Consider the following 21,046-nt stretch of genomic DNA (forward strand, 5'->3'; position numbering starts at 1 on the left):
CCCGGACCCATCCCGAACCCGGAAGCTAAGCCCACCAGCGCCGATGGTACTGCACCCGAAGGGGTGTGGGAGAGTAGGACACCGCCGTACATAACCTAAGAAACCCCGGAAGTGGTCCGGTCGAGAACGTAAAGTTCTCCCGCCACTTCCGGGGTTTTCTTTGTGCTCGGTACGGTGCTGTTGTGAGAAGCACCGTGCATTCCGATGTGGCCGCGTTCGCCTCCCTCGCGATGCCCTTTTTTGGGCGGGATCCGGTCCGGCACACGTCTGCGCTCAGTGCCGTCAGCGGCCTCCGGCGCGGCGGTGCGGAGTCGGCCCTGGTCACCGCGCACGACGAGGGACGGCTCCGTGCGGTACTCCCGTGGACGCGCCCGCTGCCGGTTCCGGTGAGCGGGGTGCCGGTCGAGGCGAGTCGCGTCGTCGCCACGGCGGTCGCGGAGATGACCACCGCCCTCGGCGCCGTCAACGGTCCGCGCGCCGAAGCGGAAGCGTTCGTGTCCGCCTGGACCGGCCTGACGGGGGCGTCCGTGACCGGAGACCGGACGATGATCCTGTACGAGCTCGGCGAGCTGTCCGATCCGCGCCCGGTTCCCGGCCTGTTCCGCTTCGCCACCTCGGACGAGGTCGATCTCGTCGCCCGCTGGCGGCGGGACTTCGCCGCGGAAGCGCTGCCCTGGCAACCTGAGGACCCGGACCCGGCCGGCACCGCGGCGACCGTCATCACCGAGCGGACCTGCGGTCTCTGGTGCGTGGGCGGCACCCCGGTCGCCACCGCACAGGCCAGCCGGCCGGAATGCGGCATGGCGCGGATCAGCTACGTCTACACCCCGCCCGAGCACCGCGGCCGCGGTTACGGAGCGGCGGTCTCCGCCGCGATCTCACGCCACCTGCGGCACGCCGGTGTTGCGCACGTCGTCCTGTACGCAGACCAGGCCAACCCCACGTCGAACGCCCTCTACCAGCGCCTCGGCTACCGCCGCATCCTCGACTTCGCCAACCTCCCCCTCACCCCACCCACCGGGTGAGCAAGGGAGCTTTACTACCGCCAGGCGGTAGTAAAGCTCCCTTGCTCACCCAACAGGGCGCCGGAAGAGCCTCCGTACCCTGGGGGCGTGAGCATCGCACGCCTGCTGGCCATCCAACCTGACCCATCGGACCCGCTCGGGCCACTCGGTGACTGGCTGACCGAAGCCGGCGCCGAACTCGATGTGCGGCAGCCACCAGGTGACCAGCTCCCGGACGGCCTGGACCGGTACGACGGCGTGGTCTGCCTCGGCGGCGGCATGGGTGCCGAGGACGACCGCGAGCATCCCTGGCTTGCTGACGTCCGCAAGCTGCTCGGCCGTGCGGCGGGGACTGCCACACCCACGCTGGCGATCTGCCTCGGCGCCCAACTGCTCGCCGTCGCCACCGGCGGCCGCGTCGCACGTGGGTCCGCCGGGCCGGAGGTGGGACCGGCGCTGGTCGCGAAGAAGGATGCGGCGTGGAAGGACCCGCTCTGCGCGGACCTGCCGCTGATGCAGGACGTGCTGCAGTTCCACCAGGACGTCATCGAGCAGCTTCCGGGTGGTGCGGAACTCCTCGCCTCCGCCCCGAAGTACCCGCACCAGGCGTTCCGGATCGGCCGGTGCGCCTACGGTGTGCAGTTCCACATCGAGACCACCCCGGAGGTCGTCCGGACATGGGCGGCCAACGCGCCGGGTATCGCCGCCTCCGCACGCGAGGACGCGCTGACCGAGGAGCGGCTCGCCAGCGTCCACACCGACCTGGAAGAGACGTGGCGTCCGTTCGCCCACCGCTTCGTGCGCCTGGCGGCCGGCGACTTGGACCCCGCCGCCTACCACCCGCGCACCCTCCCCCTCGCCTGACCCCGAGGGGGCAAGGGAGCTTTACTACCGCCAGACGGGAGTAAAGCTCCCTTGCTCACCCAGTGGCATGGCGTGGTCTGGGCGCCCGGCGGGCTACGGTGGTAGCCGATGGCAGAGCGTGTCAGATCGTCCGCGTCAGCGGCGAGGTTCGGTTTCACCGACGATCGAGCCGAAATCGAGCTCCGGGCCGCCGGGTGGTGGGACGACGAAGGTCCCGTCAACGGTTGCGAGCCGATCCTGTCCGCGCTGTCCCGCGCGCCCGACCCGAGCCTCGCGCTCCGATCACTTGACCGCATCCGCGAGGCCGACGTGGCCGGTTGGCCGGACCTGTCCGCAGCACTTCGGGACAATCCCGTTCTTCGTGGACGGCTCATCGCCGCCGTGGGCGCGTCCAGCGCGCTCGCCGACTTCCTGGTGATGTCGCCTCGGCAATGGCACCGGCTCGCCAACCCCGACTGCACGGACACCGCCGACTACACCGCGGTCCTGCAGGACGCGATCCGGCCGGACGGCGAGGTGCTCACCGGTACCGACGCCGCTCAGGCGCTGCGCTCGGGCTACCGCGGGCTGCTGCTCGAGATCGCCGCCGTCGACCTCGGCAGCCTCGTCGAACGAGACCTCGAGCGACCGACATACCCCGAGGTCGCGAGCGCGCTCACCGCACTCGCCGAGGCAGCGCTCCGCGCGGGCCTCACGATCGCCGAGCACGAGGTCGCCGACGCCGCGCACGGCACGCTGGCGGTGATCGCCATGGGCAAGTGCGGTGGCCGTGAACTCAACTACGTGAGTGACGTCGACGTGGTGTTCGTCGGTGAGGGCGACATCCAGATCACCACCCGCGTCGCCACCGCGATGATGCGCGTGGTCGGCACGGCCTGCTTCGAGGTGGACGCCGCGCTCCGGCCGGAAGGCAAGGCGGGCGCTCTCGTCCGCACCCTCGACGGGCACGAGGCGTACTACAAGAAGTGGGCCCGCACTTGGGAGTTCCAGGCGCTGCTCAAGGCCAGACCGGTCGCCGGGGACGCCGAGCTCGGCCGGCGGTACGCGGAACTGGTCGCACCGATGGTGTGGTCTGCGTCGGAACGCGAGAACTTTGTCGCCGACGTCCAGCAGATGCGCAGGCGGGTGGAACGGCACGTGCCCGCGGAGATCGCCGACCGTGAGCTGAAACTCGGCCGCGGCGGTCTCCGTGACGTCGAGTTCGCCGTGCAGCTCCTGCAACTGGTGCACGGTCGCGTGGACCCGCAACTGCGGTCGGCCACCACCCTCGACGCGCTGCGGTCACTCGGCGAAGGGGGATACGTCGCCCGGGCGGACGCCGCCGAACTCGAGTCGTCGTACGAGTTCCTGCGCACGGTGGAGCACCGGCTGCAGCTACGCCGCCTGCGCCGTACACACTTGTTCCCCGACTTCGACGACACCACCGAACTGCGCTGGCTCGCCAGGGCATGCGGGCTTGGCGCGGCCCGGGGCCGCTCGGTGAGCGAGATCCTCCTCTCCGAGTACCGGACGAACGTCCGGCGCATCCGTCGTCTGCACGAGAAGCTCTTCTACCGTCCGCTGCTCGACGCGGTGGCACGCGTGCCAACCGCCGCGCTCCGGCTGACCACCGAGCAGGCCGCGAGCAGGCTGTCCGCCCTCGGCTACGCGGCACCTGACGGCGCTCTGCAGCACATCAAGGCCCTCACGTCCGGGGTGTCGCGGCGAGCGTCGATCCAGCAGGCCTTGCTGCCCGTGCTCCTCGATCTGCTGGCGGACACACCCGACCCCGACGGTGGGCTGCTCGCGTACCGGAGAGTGTCGGAAGCGCTGGCGGACACGCCCTGGTACCTGCGGGTCCTGCGGGACGAGGCCGCTGTCGTCGAGCGCCTCGCCACCCTGCTCGGTACGTCGCGGCTGGTGCCCGATCTGCTCGTGCGGGCGCCCGAGGTGCTCAAGCTGCTGGGTGATCCGGACCGGCTGGCCGGGCGCGCACCCGAGGAGGTGGCGAGGTCCCTGCGGGCGGCCGCGCGGAGGCAGCCCGGCCTCGCCGCCGCGGTCACCGCCGCGCGATCGCTGCGTAGGCACGAGATGCTGCGGGTAGCGTGCGCCGATCTGCTGGGCCTACTCGACGTGCCCGCCGTGTGCACGGCGTTGTCCTCCGTCTGGGGCGCGGTGCTGCAGAGCGCACTCGCGGCGGCGGTGCGGAAACGTGCGGCCGAGATCGGCGCCGAACCAGCCCGCATCGCAGTCATCGGCATGGGTCGTCTCGGTGGGGAGGAACTCGGTTACGGCTCGGATGCGGATGTGTTGTTCGTGTGCGAAGCCGCGCCCGGTGCCGCCGATACCGAGGCGTTGCGGTTCGCCACGTCCGTGGCCGAGACCGTGCGGCAGTCGCTCGGCGCGCCGAGCCAGGACCCCGCCCTCCAGGTGGACGCTGACCTGCGGCCGGAGGGACGCAGCGGTCCTCTCGTACGCACGCTGGAGTCCTATCGGGCGTACTACGCGCGCTGGGGCGAAGTGTGGGAGGCGCAGGCGCTCCTCCGGGCCCGGTTCGTGGCGGGAGACCCGGAGCTGGGGGATCGGTTCATGGCGCTCATCGAACCCGTCCGCTATCCCGACGGCGGCCTCGACGCCACCAAGGTGCGAGAGGTGCGGCGGATCAAGGCTCGTGTGGAGAACGAGCGGCTGCCGCGCAGCGCCGATCCGACCACGCACACCAAACTCGGGCGCGGCGGGCTCGCCGACGTCGAGTGGACGGCGCAGCTGTTCCAGCTGCGCTACGCCGGTGAGGTGCCCGCGCTGCGGACCACCTCCACGCTCGATGCGCTGCGCGCGCTGGCGGAGGCCGGGCTGGCCGAGCAGACGGACGTGGACTTCCTCCTCGACGCCTGGTTGCTTGCGACCAGGGCCCGAAACGCGGCGATGCTGGTGCGGGGCAAGGCGGTCGATCAGCTGCCGTCGTCCGGCCGTGAGCTCGCCGCCGTCGCACGAGTACTGGGTTACTCGGCCGACGACGACCCCGGCGAGTTCCTCGACTCCTACCGCCGGACCACCCGTCGCGCACACGCCGTGGTGGAGCGCCTGTTCTACGAAAGCTGAACCGCGACCCTCTCAACCCGAGCCTGGGGCGAGCAAGGGAGCTTTACTACCGTCAGACGAGAGCAAAGCTCCCTTGCTCACCTTTGGGCGACGGGAGGCGGCGGTGAACTTAGGGTGAGGCCGTGACCGAACGCGAACCATTCCGGGTCCGGATCAAGGTGCGGCATTACGAGCTTGACACCCTGGGCCACGTCAACCATGCCGTGTACCACTCCTACGGCGAGGTCGCCCGGCTGGAGCTGATGGAGCAGGCAGGCGGTCTCGACGGTGAGCTGCAACGTCAGCGACTCGCCGCGGTCCTGTTGGAGTCGACCATCAGCTTCCGGCGGGAACTGCGCGCTGGCGACGAGGTCGACGTGACCTGCACCGCCAAATTCGGCTCGGGCAAGACTTTCCAGATGAACTCCGACATCTACAAAGCCGACGGCACGCTGTCGGCGGAGATCAAGTGCGTCGTGGGTCTCATGGATCTCGACCGGCGCAAGCTCGTGACGGACCCGCGCGGCCGGTTCGAGCAGGCCGGGGCCGACCTGAAGCTGCTCTGTGGCGAGAACTGATCATGAAGAAACGCCGACGGCGGGGGTGCTCTCCACTCCCCGCCGCCGGCGCAGCCCGCGGTCGGCGACCGATCAGACGTCGTAGTACAGGGCGAACTCGTACGGGTGCGGGCGCAGCCGCAGCGGGTCGATCTCGTTCTCCCGCTTGAAGCTGATCCACGTCTCGATCACGTCGGGCGTGAACACACCGCCCTCGAGCAGGAACTCGTGGTCGGACTCGAGCGTGTCGAGCACCGTGCCGAGGTCACTCGGCACCAGCTTGACGTTCCTGGCCTCCTCGGGCGGCAGCTCGTAGAGGTCCTTGTCGATCGGCTCCGGCGGCTCGATCTTGTTCTTGATGCCGTCCAGGCCGGCCATCATCATCGCGGCGAACGCGAGGTACGGGTTACCGGAGGAGTCCGGGCACCGGAACTCGATGCGCTTGGCCTTCGCGTTGTTCCCGGTGATCGGGATACGCACGCACGCGGACCGGTTGCGCTGCGAGTACACCAGGCTGACCGGGGCCTCGAAACCCGGCACGAGCCGGTGGTACGAGTTCACCGTCGGGTTGGTGAACGCGAGCAGGCTCGGCGCGTGGGTCAGGATGCCGCCGATGTAGTGTCGCGCGGTGTCGGACAGGCCCGCGTAGCCCGACTCGTCGTAGAAGAGCGGCTCGCCGTCCTTCCAGAGCGACTGGTGGCAGTGCATGCCCGAGCCGTTGTCGCCGAACAGCGGCTTCGGCATGAACGTGGCGGTCTTGCCCGCGGCGAACGCCGTGTTCTTCACGATGTACTTGAACAGCTGCAGGTCGTCCGCGGCGTGCAGCAGCGTGTTGAACTTGTAGTTGATCTCCGCCTGGCCCGCCGTGCCGACCTCGTGGTGAGCACGCTCGATCTCGAAGCCGGACGACATCAGGTTCCGGGTGATGTCGTCGCGCAGGTCGGCGTAGTGGTCGACCGGGGGAACGGGGAAGTAGCCGCCCTTGTACTTGGTCTTGTAACCCTTGTTCCCGCCCTCTTCGTCGCGACCGGTGTTCCACCAGCCCTCGATCGAGTCGATCTCGTGGAAGGTCGCGTTCTCGGAGGAGTCGAACCGCACCGAGTCGAAGGTGTAGAACTCTGCCTCCGGGCCGAAGAACACGGTGTCCGCGATACCGGACTCGGTGACGTACTGCTCCGCCTTGCGCGCGATGTTCCGCGGGTCACGGCTGTAGGGCTCCCGCGTGAACGGGTCGTGCACGAAGAAGTTCATCGACAGAGTCTTGTGCTTGCGGAACGGGTCGATCCGCGCCGTCGCCGCGTCCGGCAGGAGCAGCATGTCCGACTCGTGGATCGACTGGAATCCACGCACCGACGACCCGTCGAAAGCCAGACCTTCCTCGAAGGCGTCCGCGTCGAAGGCCTTGGCGGGGACGGTGAAGTGCTGCATGACACCCGGCAGGTCACAGAACCTCACGTCGACAAATTGCACGTCCTCGTCCGCGATGAGACGCTGGACATCGTCTGGAGTAGTGGACACCCTCGGTGACTCCTCTGTGTTCGAGCTCGTTCGGCAGTACCCTCTTCGGCTCACGCTAAGAGCGCGGTGTTGCCCGACCGTCACCCGAATGTTTCGCCGGTGTTAACGGGTCGGCGGATATCAGGACAGTCGACCAGGTCGCGCGCACGTCCCGCCAGCGGCATACCCTGGACGGGTGGCTAGATGGACCGGTGAGTGGCTTTCGTCACCAGCGACGACGCGCATGGGTGGTGACGAGGAGCCGCCACGCTGGCCCGGCGAGCGGCTGGGGCTCCCGGAGGACGGTGTCGGTGCTGCCGCGGGCAACGGCAGGCGGTTCCTCGCCCTCGTGGTCGACCTCGTGCTCGCGTCGCTGCTGACGGCGCTGTTCATCCGTCCGGACGTGGCCGATCCGATGGTGATGCAGCAGTTCAACCTGTGGTCGCTCGTCGTGTGGGCCACGATCACGGCGGTGCCCGTGGCGATCTTCGGCTTCACCCCGGGTATGGCGGTCTGGGCGCTCCGGGTGGCCAGGCTGGACGGCCGCGTCGCGGTGGGGGTGTGGCGCGCGCTCGTGCGAGCCGGGCTCACCTTCTTCGTCATCCCGGCAGCCGTGCGCAACGCGGACAACCGCGGCTGGCACGACCGCCTCACTGGGACCGTCGTGATCCGCATGCGCTGACGGCGGCGCCCGTGCCTCACGCGGCCGGGCGCCACAGTCGGGCGCGCACGTTCGGGGGTGGGCGGCTCCTCGCCTGGGCGTAGGCGGCGCGGAGCTCGGCTATCACTCCCTGCGGATTCCTGCGGAGCCGTGTCGGCAGCGTGTGCATGACCACGACACCGGCCGCGGTCAGCCGCGAGTGTTTGCGAACCGTCCTTTCGTAGTCGTTCGGGTTGAGGTGGAAGTCGAGCGAGTCGATCTCCCATGCGAGTCCCGCCTCCGGCCACCACGCGTCGACGATGCCGAGCACCGTGCCGAACTCGTCGTGGATCTCGACGTTCCACTGTGGCTCGGGCAGCGTGCTCCGCCGTGCGACGCGGGCGGCCCAGGCCTCGGCGGCGGAGCGGATGCCCCGGTCCATCTCCTCGACCACGATGCGCGGAAGCGCGGATCCGATGGTGGTGCCCTGTTCCAGCTCGTGTCGGAGGTCGCGGGGATGGCACAGCTCGCGCTGGACGGCATCGGCGATCATCGCCCGGATGTCGTTCAGGCTGTCCATGCGGTGTGCGGCGTCGATGAGGGCACGGGCGAGCGGCGCGACGGGGAGCCCGTCGACGGTCTCCGGCTCCGGCGGGTGGATGGTGCGCTCGACGACGGCGAAACCGCGGGTGGCGACGCGGCGGTCGTGCGGGATGAGGACGTGGACCCGGGAGTCGGACGGTAGGTGCCGGACGCCGTGCAGCCGGGCCGCCTCGATCCCGGTGATCATGGCGCCTGGTCCGGCGTGGACGAGAGCGCCCCGGTCGAGCTGGTGGCGAGTCGGGGTGCCGTTGTTGAGGAGGACGACTCCGGGGATGAGCCTGCGCCAGGGACCGCCGGCGCGGCAACGGCGGGAGATCGCCGAGTGCGACATGCCCAGCGCGACGAGAACGGCCCGGGGAGCGACCCCTCCCGGAAACCGTTTCCGCAGCTCATCGTGCGCGATGGCGCATCGCCGTGTCACAGCGCCATCATGCAACCAGCCACTGACAGTTTCCGCGTGGTCGCGGTGAGCAAGGGAGCTTTGCTGCTGTCAGGCGGTAGTAAAGCTCCCTTGCTCCCTCGCGGGGGTGTGAGTGGTGGGTTGGTGGTGCGGGGTCAGCGGCGGCGGATGGTGCGCTGCACGTTGCGCATCTTGGCGCCCTGGGGCATCGGGCCCTTCGGCATCGCCGCACCGCGGTTGCCGAGCGCGGCCAGCTTCGCCTCCAGGGCGTCCACCTGCTTCGGCTTGAGGTTGCGCGGCAGCTTCATCAGGTGGCTCTGCAGGCGCCGCAACGGCACCTGCCCCTCCCCGTTGCCGATCGTCACGTCGTAGATCGGCGTGTCACCGACGAGCCGCGCGATGCGCTTCTTCTCCTGCGCGAGCAGGCCCTTCACCCGGTGCGGCGCGCCCTCGGCCACCAGCACCACCCCGGGCCCGCCCAGCACGCGGTGCACGGCGTCCAGCTGGGTCGTGGCCGCCACGGTCTGCGTCACCCGCCAGCGACCACGCAGGTTGTCCAATGCCCACGCCGCGGCACCAGGCTGGCCCTCGGCCTTGCTGTACACCGTCTTCTGCACCCGGCGGCCGAAGATGATCACGGCGGCGAGCAGGCCGAGCATGATGCCGATCGGCAGCAGCAACCACTCGATGCCCAGCAGCCAGCCGATCCCGAACACCACGCCCGCGACGACCAGGAAGGAGCCCAGCATCCAGGGGATGAGGGCCTTGTCCTCCTGGCGCTGCATCTTGAACGCCTGGAAGATCTGCCCGCGCTTCGCCTTGCTCTGCGCGCGTCGCTCCCGCTTGGCTTGCTTGGCAGCTTCCTTGTCCTGCTTTCCCGCCATATGAATCAGGATACGGCCGCGTGCCCAGGCGTGGACCCGTCGGTCCCCTCTGCGAGGATGCGGCCGTGGGTAGCGCAGCTCGATCGACGTCTCGACCGGGCCTGCTGGAGGGCCTCGACCCCGAACAGCGGGCGGCGGCCTGCGCACCGCGCGGCCCGGTGTGCGTGCTCGCGGGGGCGGGCACTGGCAAGACGCGGACCATCACCCACCGCATCGCCTACCTGGTGCGTTCCGGCCACGTCGCCGCGGGGCAGGTGCTCGCCGTCACGTTCACGGCCCGGGCAGCGGGGGAGATGCGCGCCCGGCTGCGGGCGCTCGGGGTCGAGGGCGCACAGGCCCGGACGTTCCACGCGGCCGCGCTGCGCCAGCTCAGGTACTTCTGGCCGCGGGTCGTCGGTGACCGGCAGTGGGACCTGATCGACGGCAACAAGCTGCGCCTCGTCGGTCAGGCGGCGAACCGGCTCGGCATGCCCACCGAGGCCGAGGTGCTGCGTGACCTCACCGGGGAGATCGAGTGGGCCAAGGCCTCCCTCGTCGGCCCGGACGACTACCCGGCCGTGGCATCCCGGCTCGGCCGGGACCTGCCCGAACCGGGCACGCGGATCGCCGAGCTCTACCGCATGTACGAGAAGCTGAAGAACGAGGCACAGCTGCTCGACTTCGACGACCTCCTGCTGCACACCACGGCGGCACTGGAGGAACACAGCGCGGTCGCGCAGGAGTTCCGCGACCGTTACCGCTGTTTCGTCGTCGACGAGTACCAGGACGTCACGCCGGCGCAGCAGCGGCTGCTGGACGCATGGCTCGGCGGCCGGGACGACCTGACCGTGGTCGGCGACGCCAACCAGACGATCTACTCGTTCGGCGGCGCGTCGCCGCGCCCGCTACTGGACTTCACCAGACGGTTTCCCGAGGCCACCGTGGTGCGGCTGGAACGGGACTACCGCTCCACCCCCCAGGTGGTCTCGCTGGCCAACCAGGTGATCGGAGCCGCGCGCGGCAGGCCGGCCGGGTCCCGGCTGCGGCTCGTCGGGCAGCGGCCCGACGGGCCCCCGCCCCGGTTCGCCGAGTACGACGACGAGGCGGCCGAGGCGGCGGCCGTCGCGGGCCGGATCCGGGACCTGCTGGACGCGGATGTGCCCGCCAGCGAGATCGCCGTGCTGTATCGCGTCAACGCCCAGTCCGAGGCCTACGAGCAGGCGCTGTCGGAAGCGGGCATCCCGTACCTCGTGCGCGGCGGCGAGCGGTTCTTCGCCCGCAGGGAGGTGCGGCAGGCGATGTCGGCCCTGCGTACCGCCGCGGCCGGTGAGCCGGACGGCGAGTTCGTGCCGCTCGTACGGAGGATTCTCGCCGGGGTCGGGCTGACGGAGCAACCACCGCCCGGCGGTGCGGCGAAGGAACGCTGGGACGCGCTGCTGGCACTCGTCGAGCTGGCCGAGGAGCTGGCGGCCACAACCGAGGGAGCCACCCTCGCCCGGTACGTCGCCGAGCTCGAACAGCGGGCGTCCGCGCAACACCCGCCCACGGTCGAAGGCATCACGCTCGCGTCGCTGCACGCCGCCAAAGGGCTGGAGTGGGACGCCGTCTTCCTCGTCGGGCTCGCGGAGGGCACGCTGCCGATCCAGCGCGCCGACGGTGACGACAGCGCGATCGAGGAGGAGCGCAGGCTGTTCTACGTCGGCGTGACCAGGGCACGGCAGTACCTGTCCCTGTCGTGGGCGCTGTCGCGGTCACCGGGCGGCAGGCCCCACCGCAGGCGCAGCCGGTTCCTCTATGGGCTGATCCCGGAGGACCACCCCGCCGCCCGCGTCCCGCGGACGCAGCCGAGGGCCGCCGGATCCAAGAGCCGTTGCCGGCTGTGCGGCAGCGCGCTCAACGCCACCCTCGAGGTCAAGCTCGGTCGGTGCACCAACTGTCCGGCCGACGTGGACGAGAACCTGCTCGCCCGGCTCAAGGAGTGGCGCGGTGACCGGGCTCGACAGCTCAAGGTGCCCGCGTACGTCGTGTTCACCGACGCGACGCTGCTCGCGATCGCTGAGCAGCGGCCGACGGATGACCGCGCGCTGGTCGCCATCTCCGGCATCGGAGCGACCAAGCTCGAACGGTTCGGCGCGGAAGTCCTGGCCGTGGTGCGAGAGGCTCACGAGTCGTAGCCGTCCGGGCACGGTGCGGCGGCGAAACACCTGGTCAGCGGATTTCCTCCCCCTTGCGAGCAGTTTTCTCTAAATTCGGTTGCCTTGCCGTGCCCAGGAGCAATAGCCTGCATGCACTGGGTGGAAGTCACCGCACATGTTCCGGCCACCGACGTATCGGTGTGCCTACAGGCGGCGAGAGGAGGTGCTGGCGATGAAGCTCGATGCTCTGTTCGGCAATGCCTGCACCTCGCTGTCCCCCGATGCGGAGATGCGCACGGCTGTGCGCCGTGACACCGGCATGGTCTGGCTCGGTCAGCAGTACGACGGGGCGTTTGCCCGCCCCCATGGAGTGCGTGTTCGCGATCTCGGTGCGCCCGGGTTCGCCGCCCTCGCCGTCCGACCGTCCACCTTCGCCCTGCCGATCCGCAAGCAGGCCCGCGAGCAGGCCCTGGTTCCGCCGTATTCACGTGAGAGATGCCCCTGACACTCCCGTCAGGGATCAGGCTCACGAAGGCCGCGGAACCGTTCATCGGATCCGCGGCCTTCGTGTTGTTCGAGGACGAATCGAACGCAAGAAACCACAACCACAAAGGAGAACGGGAATGCCATCGGCAACCGCCTTCGCGTCAGAGGGGGCGTTACCCGAGGTTCTCGCCGGCAGCACGGGTGTCGGTGAGTTGCTCGACGCGGTTTCCGCACCCGAGGTCGAACTGCCCTGTCGATCCGGCGACGCGGACCTCTGGTTCGCGGAAGCCCCGGCGGACCTGGAGCGGGCCAAGGTGCTGTGCACCGACTGCCCGGTCCGCTCCGCCTGCCTGCAGGGCGCGCTGGACCGGCGCGAGCCCTGGGGCGTCTGGGGCGGGGAGATCTTCGAGCGCGGCGCCGTCGTGGCCCGTAAGCGGCCGCGCGGGCGTCCACGTAAGAACCCTGTCGTCGAGCAGCCAGTGAACGAACGGAGCGCGGCATGACCACGCGAACCAGCACCGACCACCGTCCCGCCAACCCGCTTGACGGAGCGAACGGTATCGACATGACGACTCAGGAGAACACCCAAATGTTGATCTACGAAGAACTCGCCAGATCGCGAATACGCGAGCTGCACCACGGCCTGGACGGACGGAGGTACGTCCGGCGTGCTCGCGCGGCACGCAGGTGGGGCAGGCTGGCCACCTGGGCGAGCCGCCGATCCGGACAGCTCAGCCGATGATCGCGGGGCTGGGTGGGCGCACCGCCCACCCAGCCCGGCGGTTCGGAAATGTGGTTGACCACCGGTGTTCAATGGCCGGGTGTCAGCACATACACACGACGATGTCGACTGGGTCGCCCGCCTCACTGCCATGCGACGGCTCGACCAGCTAGAACGAGAGCCGCTCGCGGCCGTCGCCGCTCGCCTTACCGCCGACCTGCCCGACGCCGCGACAGTGGTGGACATCGGCAGCGGAAGCGGGGGCATGAGTGCGGCACTGGCCGCGGCCCTACGCGGCCGGGGCGGGGGCACGCTCGTACTCGTGGACGCGGTGGACGAGCTTCTCGCCGCCGCTCGGGAGTCCGCGCTGGCCGAGGCCGGCGCGGACGTTCGCGTCGAAACCGTCGTCGCCGACGCGGCCACCGCGGAGTTGCCCGAGTTGCTGCCGAGAGCCGACCTCGTCTGGGGATCCGCTGTCGTCCACCACCTTCCCGACCAGCAGGCCGCCGTCAACCGGTTCGCCGAGATGCTGCGGCCGGGTGGCCTGCTGGCAGTGGCCGAGGGCGGTCTCGAGACGTCCTGCCTTCCGTGGGACGTCGGCGTGGGCACCCCAGGACTGGAGCAGCGGCTCAACGCGGCGCGCAACGCATGGTTCGGTGAGCTGCGTGCGGGCATGCCCGAAGCCGTGCGGATGCCCCACGGTTGGACCACCGCGCTGCGTCGCGCCGGGCTTGTCGGCACGAGCTCCTTCACGTACCTGATCGATCATCCCGCCCCCGGCGGGCCGCTCGTCCAGGAGTTCGCCGCCGAACGACTCGGCTGGCTGGCCGAGATCGCCGAAGACCGGGTGAGCGCCGAGGACAGCGATGCCGCGCGGCGGCTCCTCGACCCGGAGGCCCCGGAGTACCTCGGCCACCGCGACGACGTCTTCGTCCTCTCCGCTCGTACCGTCCACTACGGGCATCGAACGTGACGGACTCCGAGCAGGTCGCGTGCCGGGTGTGCGGCACGACCCGGACCTTCGCCGACCCGCTGCGCGCCCTCGCGTGGGTTCGGGAGAACGAGAACGACGGTGCGCGCTGGCTGTGCCCCGAATGCGCGGGCAGGCACGTTCGCGACATCGAGAGCAAGCTGCCGACCGACTACTGGTGACCGGATGCCGTCCGGTCACGCCGCCACCCCGGGCACCTCGCACTGCACCTGCGGCCGCGGCCGCTGAGACGCGGTCCGGAACGCGCTCGCGAGCTCGCGGACGACGTCACCGGGCGCGTCCCGGAGCCGTTCCACGGACGTGCGGAGGACAACCACCCCGGCCGCGGTCAGTGCCAGATGCCCGAGCCGTCCGTGGGACTCCTCCGCCGCAGGCCGGATGAGTTGCCAGCCGAGTCCCAACTCGTCCCACCACGCGTCCACGAAACCGATCGGCCGGCCCCGCAGGTCGCAGACGGTGGTGTTCCACCTCGGCGGCGGCAGCGGAGACCGCAGCAGGAGCCGGCGTGCCATTCCGTGCACGTAGCTGTCGCGGTTCTGCGCCAGGCGGCGCAGCTCGGACCGCACCGCCGACGAGCCGCGCTGGTTGCCCGCGTCAAGCTCGGCGCGCAACTGGTCGAGGTCGCAGAGGCCTTCCAGAACGGGCAAGGTCAACAGGTCGTGGAGCAGGTCGGGGTCGTCCGTCCGCCGGGCGGCATCGAGGGCAGCGCGGGCAGGCGGCGCGAACGGCAGGCCGTGGACGGAGACCGGGTCCGGCGGTCGTCGGGTGCGTTCCAGCAGGACGAACTCGGGCGGCAGCGTCCGCCGGTACGACGGGACGAGCACGTGTATGCGGCGGGGTCGCGGCAGGTCGAGTCCGTGGGCCATGAGCGCGTCGACGCCGGTGAGGACGCCTTCGCGGCCGTAGTGGCAGGAGGCCGCGCGCAGGAGCTGCCGCCGCGTGGGTTCGGTGGCCGCGAGCAGCACGACACCCGGCAGGAGCCTGCGCCACGGACCGCCCGGTCGGCACCGGGTGGCGATGGCACGTTCGGAAAGGCCTCCGGCGCGCAGCTGGGCGACCGTGGCGATGTTGTCGGTGTGGCCGGTGTTGTCGGTGTTGGCGGCGATCGGGGCCGCGGTGGTTGACGGGGTCATGTCCGTCAGCGTCGCCCGGTCGCGGGTGGCGGGGGAGTGCTCGCCGGAAATGTGGACAACTCGGCGCCGCGAACGGTACCCAGGCGCATCATCCGCTGTCCCTGTGGACAACTCACTTCGGCGGGAGACCGGTGAGCAAGGGAGCTTTACTATCGTCAGACGGGAGTAAAGCTCCCTTGCTCATCCTTACGAGGCGGTGGGTGGGGCTGGGAGAGGGGGTCAGGCGGCGAAGCCGGGTTGCCAGCGCTCGACGATCGCGCGCAGCTCGAGCTCCGCGTCGAGCTGGCACAGGATGCCGACCGCCCCGGCCGTCACGCGGTGGATGAGCAGCCAGTTCGGGGGCAGGTTCAGCGAACGGCCGGTGTGGAAGTCGGTGCTCCGGGTGTCGCCCATCCGCATCGCCTGCTTCTGCGCCCACCTGCGGGTGAAGTGGAACCGGTCCGCCGTCAGCGGGGCGATCAGCGGCAGGAGATACGCGTGCACGTCGTCCGCGTCGAGCTCCGTGCCGGGCCGGACGAACCCCTCGGCCCGCAGCGCGTCGAGCAGCTCCTCGGACCGCCCCTGCAGCGCGAGCCGCATGATCACACCCAGCGTCGGCGGCGCCCCCTCCGGCAGTCGTGCGACCGCTCCGAAGTCGATGACGCACAGGCGGCCGTCGTCGAGCAGCAGGAAGTTCCCCGGGTGCGGATCGGAGTGCAGCATGCGGGCACGTGCGGGCGACGAGTAGTGGAACTCGGCGAGCAGGCGCCCAGCCTCATTGCGCTGCTCCGGCGTGCCGTCGCGGATGATCTCCGCCAGCGGTGTCCCCGTGACCCACTCCGACACGATGACCTTCGGTGCGCTGGCCACCACCTTCGGGATGAACACCTGGCCGTCGCCGTGGAAGGCCTTCGCGAAGGCGCGCTGGTTGTCGGCCTCCGTGCGATAGTCCAGTTCCTCGCTCATGCGCGCGGACAGCTCCGCGAGCAGCGGCTTGACCTCCGTGCCCGGCACCAGGGCCTGGAAGAGCCTGCTGAACCGCTGCAGCTGGCGCAGGTCGCTGTGCAGCGCCTCGTCCGCGCCCGGGTACTGGACCTTCACCGCGACCTCGCGGCCGTCGTGCCACACCGCGCGGTGCACCTGCCCGATGCTGGCCGCGGCCGCGGGCTCGTCCTCGAATTCGGCGAACCGGTCTGCCCAGGAGCGGCCGAGTTGCTCGGCGAGCACCCGCCGGGTCTGCTTCGGCGACATCGGCGGCGCCGCGGCCTGCAGTTTCGTCAGCGCCTCCCGGTACGGCGCCGCCATCTCCTCGGGAACCGCGGCCTCGAACACACTGAGCGCCTGCCCGAACTTCATGGCGCCGCCCTTGAGCGTGCCCAGCACCTCGAACAGCTGTTCCGCGGCCTTGGCGGAGAGCGCGGCGTTGACCTCTTCGGCGCTCTGCCCGGTCAGGCGCTTCCCCCAGCCTCCGACGGCACGCCCGGCGATGCCCAGCGGCAGACTGGCCAGCTTGGCCGTGCGCATGGCCGTCCGGCGCGGCATCGCCGTGTCGACGCGGTCGTCGGTCGAGTCGCGGAATTCTGTCACGTCAGCGATTCTGCCTTGCCGATCACGGTGCGCGCAGCCGCCGCGGTCTCCTGGGGTGCTAGGTCACCCTCCGCGGCCGGTACGCGCCGCACCCGCAGTCCGGGTGCGGAGGCCAGTCCCGCCTGCGCAGCGTGCCCGCGTGGGAGTCGATCTCGAGCGTGCCGTTCCAGGTGGGCGGCGGCTCGTCCTCGGGGCTGAGGATGCGCAGGGCCTGCCCGGCGGCGAGCGCCGCGGCGGCGTGCACGCTGCAGAGGTCGGCCCGCTGGTAGCGCCCCGCCAGCTGCCCGGCGACCCGGGGCCAGCAGGAGTCCAGCGACGTGCGATACAGGTCGGCGCAGCGCAGGCAGCTGCTCCGGCCCGGCACGACGTACGGGCCGACGAGACCGATGCCGTCGCGCACCCGTACCGCCAGGTGCGGCTGCCCGCTGCCGGTGAGCTCGCGGACCACCTCAGGCGCCGGTACGACGGCGTCGGTGAGCAGGACCAGGTCGGGACTGCGATCGCCGCCGATCCGGCCGGTCCGCGCGGCCGGGTTGGCTCTTCGCACCGCGTCGGCGATGGCCTGCCGCCGTGGTCTGCCGATGTCCGCGTCGAGGTGCCCGGATCCCAGGTCGTCGGGACTGACCCGCCCGGTCGAGGCCGCCTCGATGTGGCCGACGCCGGCCGCGGCGAGCAGCGTCGCCACCGCGACCGCCAGCCTTCCGCCACCATGCACCAGTACCGTGCTGCGCGCCCGGTTGGCGGCGGTGTCCTGGCATCGGCGCCCGAGGTGTAGCGACCACAGATCCGGCTCGTCGGTCCGGCCGTGCTGCCGTGCCGGCTCGGCGTCCTCGATCAGTCCACGGGCGGTGAGCCCGGTGAGCAGGTCGCGGAGCCGTTCGGCGTGCTCGTCGCGCGCGAGGGCGAGCAGGGAACCGATGCTCCGGCTGCCGTCGAGGCTGCGCAGCACGTCGACGAGCACCGGAGGCAGGCCGGTGGCGACGACGGCGTGCCGGGGGTCGAGGCCGATCTGCACCTCGTCGGCGCGGCGCTCGATGACGTCCAGGCCGGGCACCAGGCGAGGCCGTGACGGCAGGGTGACGTTCGGTAGCGATTCGGTCATGTCGCCCAGAGTGACTGGTCATCGCTGCCCGTGCACAGCGGGAGTCGCGATTTGTCCACAGGAAAACTCAGTTGTGGACAACTCGAGGTCTGTGCGATCGAGCCATCCTCGATGTCGGTCCGTGCCTTTACGGTGGATGCGTGGCCGATGCACGGGTGCCCTCGTTGAGAGATCGGGGCCGGAACGGACGCCAGCCGTCCGCCCCTCAGGAGAAGGTGGAGGTGCGCCGCAGCGCGCGCCGGCGCCGCACAGTGACCGCGTACCGGGACGGCGACACGCTCGTCGTGCTGATTCCCGCGACCATGAGCAGGGCGGAGGAGGAGCACTGGGTCGCCGAGATGCAGCGCAAGCTGCAGCGCACCGAGAGCAGGCGGGCCTCGCCCGCACGGAAATCGGACGAGGCCCTGCTGGCGCGGTGCGTCGAACTCTCCCGGCGCTACCTCGACTCCACGACGATGCCCGCCAGCGTGCGCTGGGTACCGCCGATGCGCACGCGGTGGGCCTCGTGCACCCCGGTCGACCGCACGATCCGCGTCAGCGAACGCCTGCGGGACGTGCCGTCGTGGGTGCTCGACTACGTTCTCGTGCACGAACTCGCCCACCTGAGGGTCGCCGGGCACAACGCCAAGTTCTGGGCGCTGGTCCGGCGCTATCCCAAGACGGAACGCGCGATCGGCTACCTCGAGGGCCTGTCGTCAGCCGCCGGGCTGGGCATCACGGGGATCGACGCCGACGACGAATGAGGCCACCCCGCGGTCCTGGCCGGTGGCGCCGGCCAGGACCGTCGCGCGGTCACCGCTGGTCGTCGCCGCGGCCGTCACCCTCGGTGCCGGGGTCCTCGTCGCCGGACGAGGCCTCCTCGGCCCGCTGGGTGCGCTCCAGCTCGGCCATCGGGTCCATGCCCTCACCGGTCTCGCCCGAGCGGCCGAGCCGCTCGGCGAACTCCATCGGGTCATCGAGGTCGTCGGCGGTCGGCATGAGGTCCGGATGCGACCAGAGCCGGTCCCGCTGCTCCGTGCCGTGCTGGTCGCCGACCAGCTTCCACAGCGCGGACGCGGCACGCATGCGCCTCGGCCGCAGCTCCAGCCCGACGAGTGTCGCGAACGTCTGCTCCGCGGGGCCGCCCGTAGCCCGCCTCCGCCGCAGTGTCTCCCGCAGCGCGTCGGCGCCGGGCAGCCGGTCGCCGACGGCTTCCGCGACCACGACATCGACCCAGCCCTCGACCAGGGCCAACAGGGTCTCCAGCCGGTTGAGCGCGGCCTGCTGCTCCGGCGTGGTCTGCGGTTCCAGCAGTCCGGACGACATGGCCTGCTCGATGCTCGCCGGGTTGCTCGGGTCGACCTGGCCAGCCAGCTGCTCGAGCGCCGAGGTGTCGACGGTGATGCCGTGCGCGAACTCCTCGACCGTCGCGAGCAGCCGCTGCCGCAGCCACGGGACGTGCGCGAACAGCCGCTGGTGCGCGGCCTCCCTGGCGGCGAGGAAGACGAGCACCTCGCTCGCGGGCCGTTCCAGGCCCTCGGTGAACTTCTCGATGTTCGCGGGGAGCAGGGCCGACGTGGCGGCCGGGCCCAGCGGCAGGCCGACGTCCGTGGACGTCAGCACCTCGGAGGCGAGCTCGGCCAGTGCGTTACCGAGCTGCGAGCCGAAAGCCATGCCACCCATCTGGCCGACCATCGACAGCAGCGGCCCCGCCGCCTGCTTGGCCTCGTCGGGCAACGCCTGCATCCAGGCGCCGGACACCTGCTTCGCCACGGGGTCGCAGAGCCGCTGCCAGGTGGGCAGGGTCTTCTCCACCCAGTCCCGGGACGTCCAGGCGACCGTCGTGCTGGCGCCGGCGGGAAGGATGGTGGCCGCGTCGAGCCACAGCTCCGCCAGGTGAGCGGCGTCCCGCACCGCGGTGTCGGCGGGTTTGTCGTCGAGGGTGAAGCCCAGCTTCGACGAGCTGGAGAGCCGCTGCATGGCGATCTGCTTGGCCAGGTCGTAGTTGACCGGCCCGGAGGAGCTGCCTGCCTGGCTGAGCATCTGACCGAGCTGGCTGAGCATCTGTCCCAGCTGGTTGAACGCGTCGGCGCCCGAACCAGGCTGCTGCTCGCCGCCGGAACCCGGCGACTCGTCGTCGCGACGCTTGTCGGGATCGGGGGGTCCGAAACCGAACGGTGGGTTGCTCATGTCACCACCGTACGCGGACGAGCCGGGCGATGGGCGTGGCCTGCGCCGTCGGCGTGCCAGGGCCACCGTACGCTGTGTTGCTGTGAGCGAGTCCCGCGACAGCGCGCCAGGCGGAGGAGTCGGGCAGGCGAGCGCCGAGCCCGAGCGCAAGCCCGTGTCCGCGGAGCCCTCGGCGGGCCCGGACGAACCGGGCGGGTCCGGCGACGCGCGCACCAGACTGAGCCGGAGGGGCTGGACGCTCGTGCTCAGCCTCGTGCTGGTGCTGGTGTTCGGCCTGCTCGGCGCGTTCGTCCGGGTGCCCTACGTCGCGCTCGGGCCGGGGCCGACCTACGACACCCTCGGCAAGGTCGACGGCACGCAGGTCGTGGCGATCGACGGCGAACGGACCTATCCCACCTCCGGCGAGCTGCGGATGACGACGGTGTCGCTGAACGACAACGTGACGCTGTTCGGCGCGCTCGGGCTGTGGGCGAGCGGCCGGTACGCGCTGGCGCCGCGAGAGGAGTATTTCGCGCCGGGCGAAACGGACGAGGAGGTCCGCAGGGAGAACGTCCAGCAGTTCCGGAACTCCCAGAGCAACGCCGAGGTCGCCGCGCTGCGGCGGCTGGGCTACCCGGTGCAGGTGGTCGTGCAGGAGGTCGTGTCGGACAGCCCGGCGGACAGTGTGCTCGCGCCCGGTGACCGGATCCTGCGGATCGACGGCGAGAAGATCACCAATGAGGACGATGTCCGGGAAGCGCTCGCGAACACCCGCCCCGGCCAGCAGGTGACGCTGACGTTCCAGCATGAGGGCCAGACTCGTACCGAGCGGATCACGCTGGCCGAGCACCCGGACGGCGACCAGGGCTTCGTCGGCTTCCAGCCGGTCGACCGGGCCGACGTGCCATTCGAGGTGGGGATCTCGCTGGAGGACGTCGGCGGCCCGTCGGCGGGACTGATGTTCGCGCTGGCCATCGTCGACCGGCTGACGCCGGGTGCGCTGGCCGGTGGGGAGCACGTGGCGGGTACCGGGGAGATCGACGACGAGGGCTCCGTCGGCGCCATCGGCGGCATCTCGTTCAAGCTGGTCGCGGCCAGGGAGGCCGGGGCGACCGCCTTCCTGGTGCCCGAGCGCAACTGTGCCGAAGCGGTCTCGGCGGCCCCGGAAGGGCTCGAGCTGGTCAAGGTGTCCGACCTCGACGACGCGGTGACCGCCCTCGAGAACCTCAGCGCCGGGCGCCCGGTCTCGACCTGCTGAGCCCGCTCGCCCGCTCCG

At 70.8% G+C, this 21,046-nt stretch carries 19 protein-coding genes and 1 rRNA gene; 13 read left to right on the plus strand and 7 right to left on the minus strand.

What is annotated here, in order from left to right; translation table 11 throughout:
* The 5 genes from rrf to B0I33_RS27880 form a co-directional block, all read left to right on the plus strand.
* Positions 1-90 (plus strand): 5S ribosomal RNA (gene rrf / locus B0I33_RS27860); the annotation flags it as partial.
* Positions 91-182: 92 nt separating this feature from the next.
* Entirely contained in the window at positions 183-1,025 is an 843-nt protein-coding gene (locus B0I33_RS27865) for a GNAT family N-acetyltransferase (RefSeq protein WP_146147573.1), read from the plus strand.
* Positions 1,026-1,118: 93 nt separating this feature from the next.
* On the plus strand, positions 1,119-1,868 hold the full coding sequence (locus tag B0I33_RS27870; RefSeq protein ID WP_106182340.1) for a type 1 glutamine amidotransferase: 750 nt from the start codon (positions 1,119-1,121) through the stop codon (positions 1,866-1,868).
* A gap of 108 nt (positions 1,869-1,976) precedes the next feature.
* Entirely contained in the window at positions 1,977-4,949 is a 2,973-nt protein-coding gene (locus B0I33_RS27875; protein ID WP_106182090.1) for a bifunctional [glutamine synthetase] adenylyltransferase/[glutamine synthetase]-adenylyl-L-tyrosine phosphorylase, read from the plus strand.
* Positions 4,950-5,071: 122 nt separating this feature from the next.
* The gene (locus B0I33_RS27880; protein WP_106182091.1) at positions 5,072-5,506 is read left to right on the plus strand and encodes an acyl-CoA thioesterase; all 435 of its coding nucleotides are present in this window, start codon (positions 5,072-5,074) and stop codon (positions 5,504-5,506) included.
* A gap of 72 nt (positions 5,507-5,578) precedes the next feature.
* Here B0I33_RS27880 and glnA read toward each other — a convergent pair whose 3' ends face one another.
* Positions 5,579-7,003 (minus strand): type I glutamate--ammonia ligase, encoded by a 1,425-nt coding sequence (gene glnA, locus B0I33_RS27885; RefSeq protein WP_106182093.1) that lies wholly within the window; start codon positions 7,001-7,003, stop codon positions 5,579-5,581.
* A gap of 175 nt (positions 7,004-7,178) precedes the next feature.
* Between glnA and B0I33_RS27890 the strand changes: the two genes are divergently transcribed.
* Entirely contained in the window at positions 7,179-7,664 is a 486-nt protein-coding gene (locus tag B0I33_RS27890) for an RDD family protein (RefSeq protein WP_106182095.1), read from the plus strand.
* Between the two features lie 16 nt (positions 7,665-7,680).
* On the opposite strand, the gene B0I33_RS27895 is transcribed toward B0I33_RS27890, so the two are convergent.
* Both B0I33_RS27895 and B0I33_RS27900 read right to left on the minus strand, forming a co-directional pair.
* Positions 7,681-8,646 carry a hypothetical protein gene (locus B0I33_RS27895; protein ID WP_106182097.1) on the minus strand — a complete coding sequence of 322 codons (966 nt, stop codon included), beginning with the start codon at positions 8,644-8,646 and terminating at the stop codon, positions 7,681-7,683.
* Between the two features lie 134 nt (positions 8,647-8,780).
* Entirely contained in the window at positions 8,781-9,509 is a 729-nt protein-coding gene (locus B0I33_RS27900) for a DUF4191 domain-containing protein (RefSeq protein WP_106182098.1), read from the minus strand.
* 65 nt (positions 9,510-9,574) lie between these two features.
* Here B0I33_RS27900 and B0I33_RS27905 point away from each other — a divergent pair, with 65 nt between their 5' ends.
* The 5 genes from B0I33_RS27905 (at position 9,575) to B0I33_RS27925 (ending at position 13,982) form a co-directional block, all read left to right on the plus strand.
* Entirely contained in the window at positions 9,575-11,662 is a 2,088-nt protein-coding gene (locus B0I33_RS27905) for an ATP-dependent DNA helicase UvrD2 (protein ID WP_106182100.1), read from the plus strand.
* Positions 11,663-11,855: 193 nt separating this feature from the next.
* The gene (locus tag B0I33_RS27910; RefSeq protein WP_146147574.1) at positions 11,856-12,128 is read left to right on the plus strand and encodes a hypothetical protein; all 273 of its coding nucleotides are present in this window, start codon (positions 11,856-11,858) and stop codon (positions 12,126-12,128) included.
* A gap of 118 nt (positions 12,129-12,246) precedes the next feature.
* Positions 12,247-12,612, plus strand: coding sequence for a WhiB family transcriptional regulator (locus B0I33_RS27915; RefSeq protein ID WP_106182103.1), 366 nt, complete (start codon positions 12,247-12,249; stop codon positions 12,610-12,612).
* 369 nt (positions 12,613-12,981) lie between these two features.
* The gene (locus tag B0I33_RS27920; protein WP_245901138.1) at positions 12,982-13,803 is read left to right on the plus strand and encodes a class I SAM-dependent methyltransferase; all 822 of its coding nucleotides are present in this window, start codon (positions 12,982-12,984) and stop codon (positions 13,801-13,803) included.
* Complete coding sequence (locus tag B0I33_RS27925) at positions 13,800-13,982, plus strand: response regulator (protein WP_106182105.1); 183 nt, start codon at positions 13,800-13,802, stop codon at positions 13,980-13,982. Before B0I33_RS27920 ends, B0I33_RS27925 begins: the two co-directional genes overlap by 4 nt.
* Positions 13,983-13,997: 15 nt before the next feature.
* On the opposite strand, the gene B0I33_RS27930 is transcribed toward B0I33_RS27925, so the two are convergent.
* The 3 genes from B0I33_RS27930 to B0I33_RS27940 form a co-directional block, all read right to left on the minus strand.
* Positions 13,998-14,954: a type IV toxin-antitoxin system AbiEi family antitoxin gene (locus B0I33_RS27930; protein ID WP_245901140.1), complete on the minus strand. Its 957-nt coding sequence runs from the start codon at positions 14,952-14,954 to the stop codon at positions 13,998-14,000.
* A gap of 219 nt (positions 14,955-15,173) precedes the next feature.
* Positions 15,174-16,475: an ABC1 kinase family protein gene (locus tag B0I33_RS27935; protein WP_425440529.1), complete on the minus strand. Its 1,302-nt coding sequence runs from the start codon at positions 16,473-16,475 to the stop codon at positions 15,174-15,176.
* 103 nt (positions 16,476-16,578) lie between these two features.
* The gene (locus B0I33_RS27940; RefSeq protein ID WP_106182108.1) at positions 16,579-17,622 is read right to left on the minus strand and encodes a ThiF family adenylyltransferase; all 1,044 of its coding nucleotides are present in this window, start codon (positions 17,620-17,622) and stop codon (positions 16,579-16,581) included.
* Positions 17,623-17,837: 215 nt separating this feature from the next.
* On the opposite strand from B0I33_RS27940, the gene B0I33_RS27945 reads away from it, so the two are divergent.
* Positions 17,838-18,365 (plus strand): M48 metallopeptidase family protein, encoded by a 528-nt coding sequence (locus B0I33_RS27945; protein WP_106182110.1) that lies wholly within the window; start codon positions 17,838-17,840, stop codon positions 18,363-18,365.
* Positions 18,366-18,414: 49 nt separating this feature from the next.
* On the opposite strand, the gene B0I33_RS27950 is transcribed toward B0I33_RS27945, so the two are convergent.
* Entirely contained in the window at positions 18,415-19,791 is a 1,377-nt protein-coding gene (locus B0I33_RS27950) for a zinc-dependent metalloprotease (RefSeq protein WP_106182112.1), read from the minus strand.
* Between the two features lie 82 nt (positions 19,792-19,873).
* Here B0I33_RS27950 and B0I33_RS27955 point away from each other — a divergent pair, with 82 nt between their 5' ends.
* Positions 19,874-21,028, plus strand: a complete 1,155-nt coding sequence (locus B0I33_RS27955; protein WP_245901142.1) for a YlbL family protein — start codon at positions 19,874-19,876, stop codon at positions 21,026-21,028.
* The last annotated feature ends 18 nt before the right edge of the window (positions 21,029-21,046 follow it).

This window comes from Prauserella shujinwangii, assembly GCF_003001955.1.
Taxonomy (GTDB): domain Bacteria; phylum Actinomycetota; class Actinomycetes; order Mycobacteriales; family Pseudonocardiaceae; genus Qaidamihabitans; species Qaidamihabitans shujinwangii.

What these genes read in the sequence shown, in the direction of transcription:
- B0I33_RS27940 (WP_106182108.1), bottom strand. Translation starts at nt 17,622, where the DNA reads ATGACCGAATCGCTACCGAACGTCACCCTGCCGTCACGGCCTCGCCTG.
- B0I33_RS27930 (WP_245901140.1), bottom strand. Translation starts at nt 14,954, where the DNA reads ATGACCCCGTCAACCACCGCGGCCCCGATCGCCGCCAACACCGACAAC.
- B0I33_RS27900 (WP_106182098.1), bottom strand. Translation starts at nt 9,509, where the DNA reads ATGGCGGGAAAGCAGGACAAGGAAGCTGCCAAGCAAGCCAAGCGGGAG.
- B0I33_RS27950 (WP_106182112.1), bottom strand. Translation starts at nt 19,791, where the DNA reads ATGAGCAACCCACCGTTCGGTTTCGGACCCCCCGATCCCGACAAGCGT.
- B0I33_RS27875 (WP_106182090.1), top strand. Translation starts at nt 1,977, where the DNA reads ATGGCAGAGCGTGTCAGATCGTCCGCGTCAGCGGCGAGGTTCGGTTTC.
- B0I33_RS27915 (WP_106182103.1), top strand. Translation starts at nt 12,247, where the DNA reads ATGCCATCGGCAACCGCCTTCGCGTCAGAGGGGGCGTTACCCGAGGTT.
- B0I33_RS27935 (WP_425440529.1), bottom strand. Translation starts at nt 16,475, where the DNA reads ATGCCGCGCCGGACGGCCATGCGCACGGCCAAGCTGGCCAGTCTGCCG.
- B0I33_RS27920 (WP_245901138.1), top strand. Translation starts at nt 12,982, where the DNA reads ATGCGACGGCTCGACCAGCTAGAACGAGAGCCGCTCGCGGCCGTCGCC.
- B0I33_RS27910 (WP_146147574.1), top strand. Translation starts at nt 11,856, where the DNA reads ATGAAGCTCGATGCTCTGTTCGGCAATGCCTGCACCTCGCTGTCCCCC.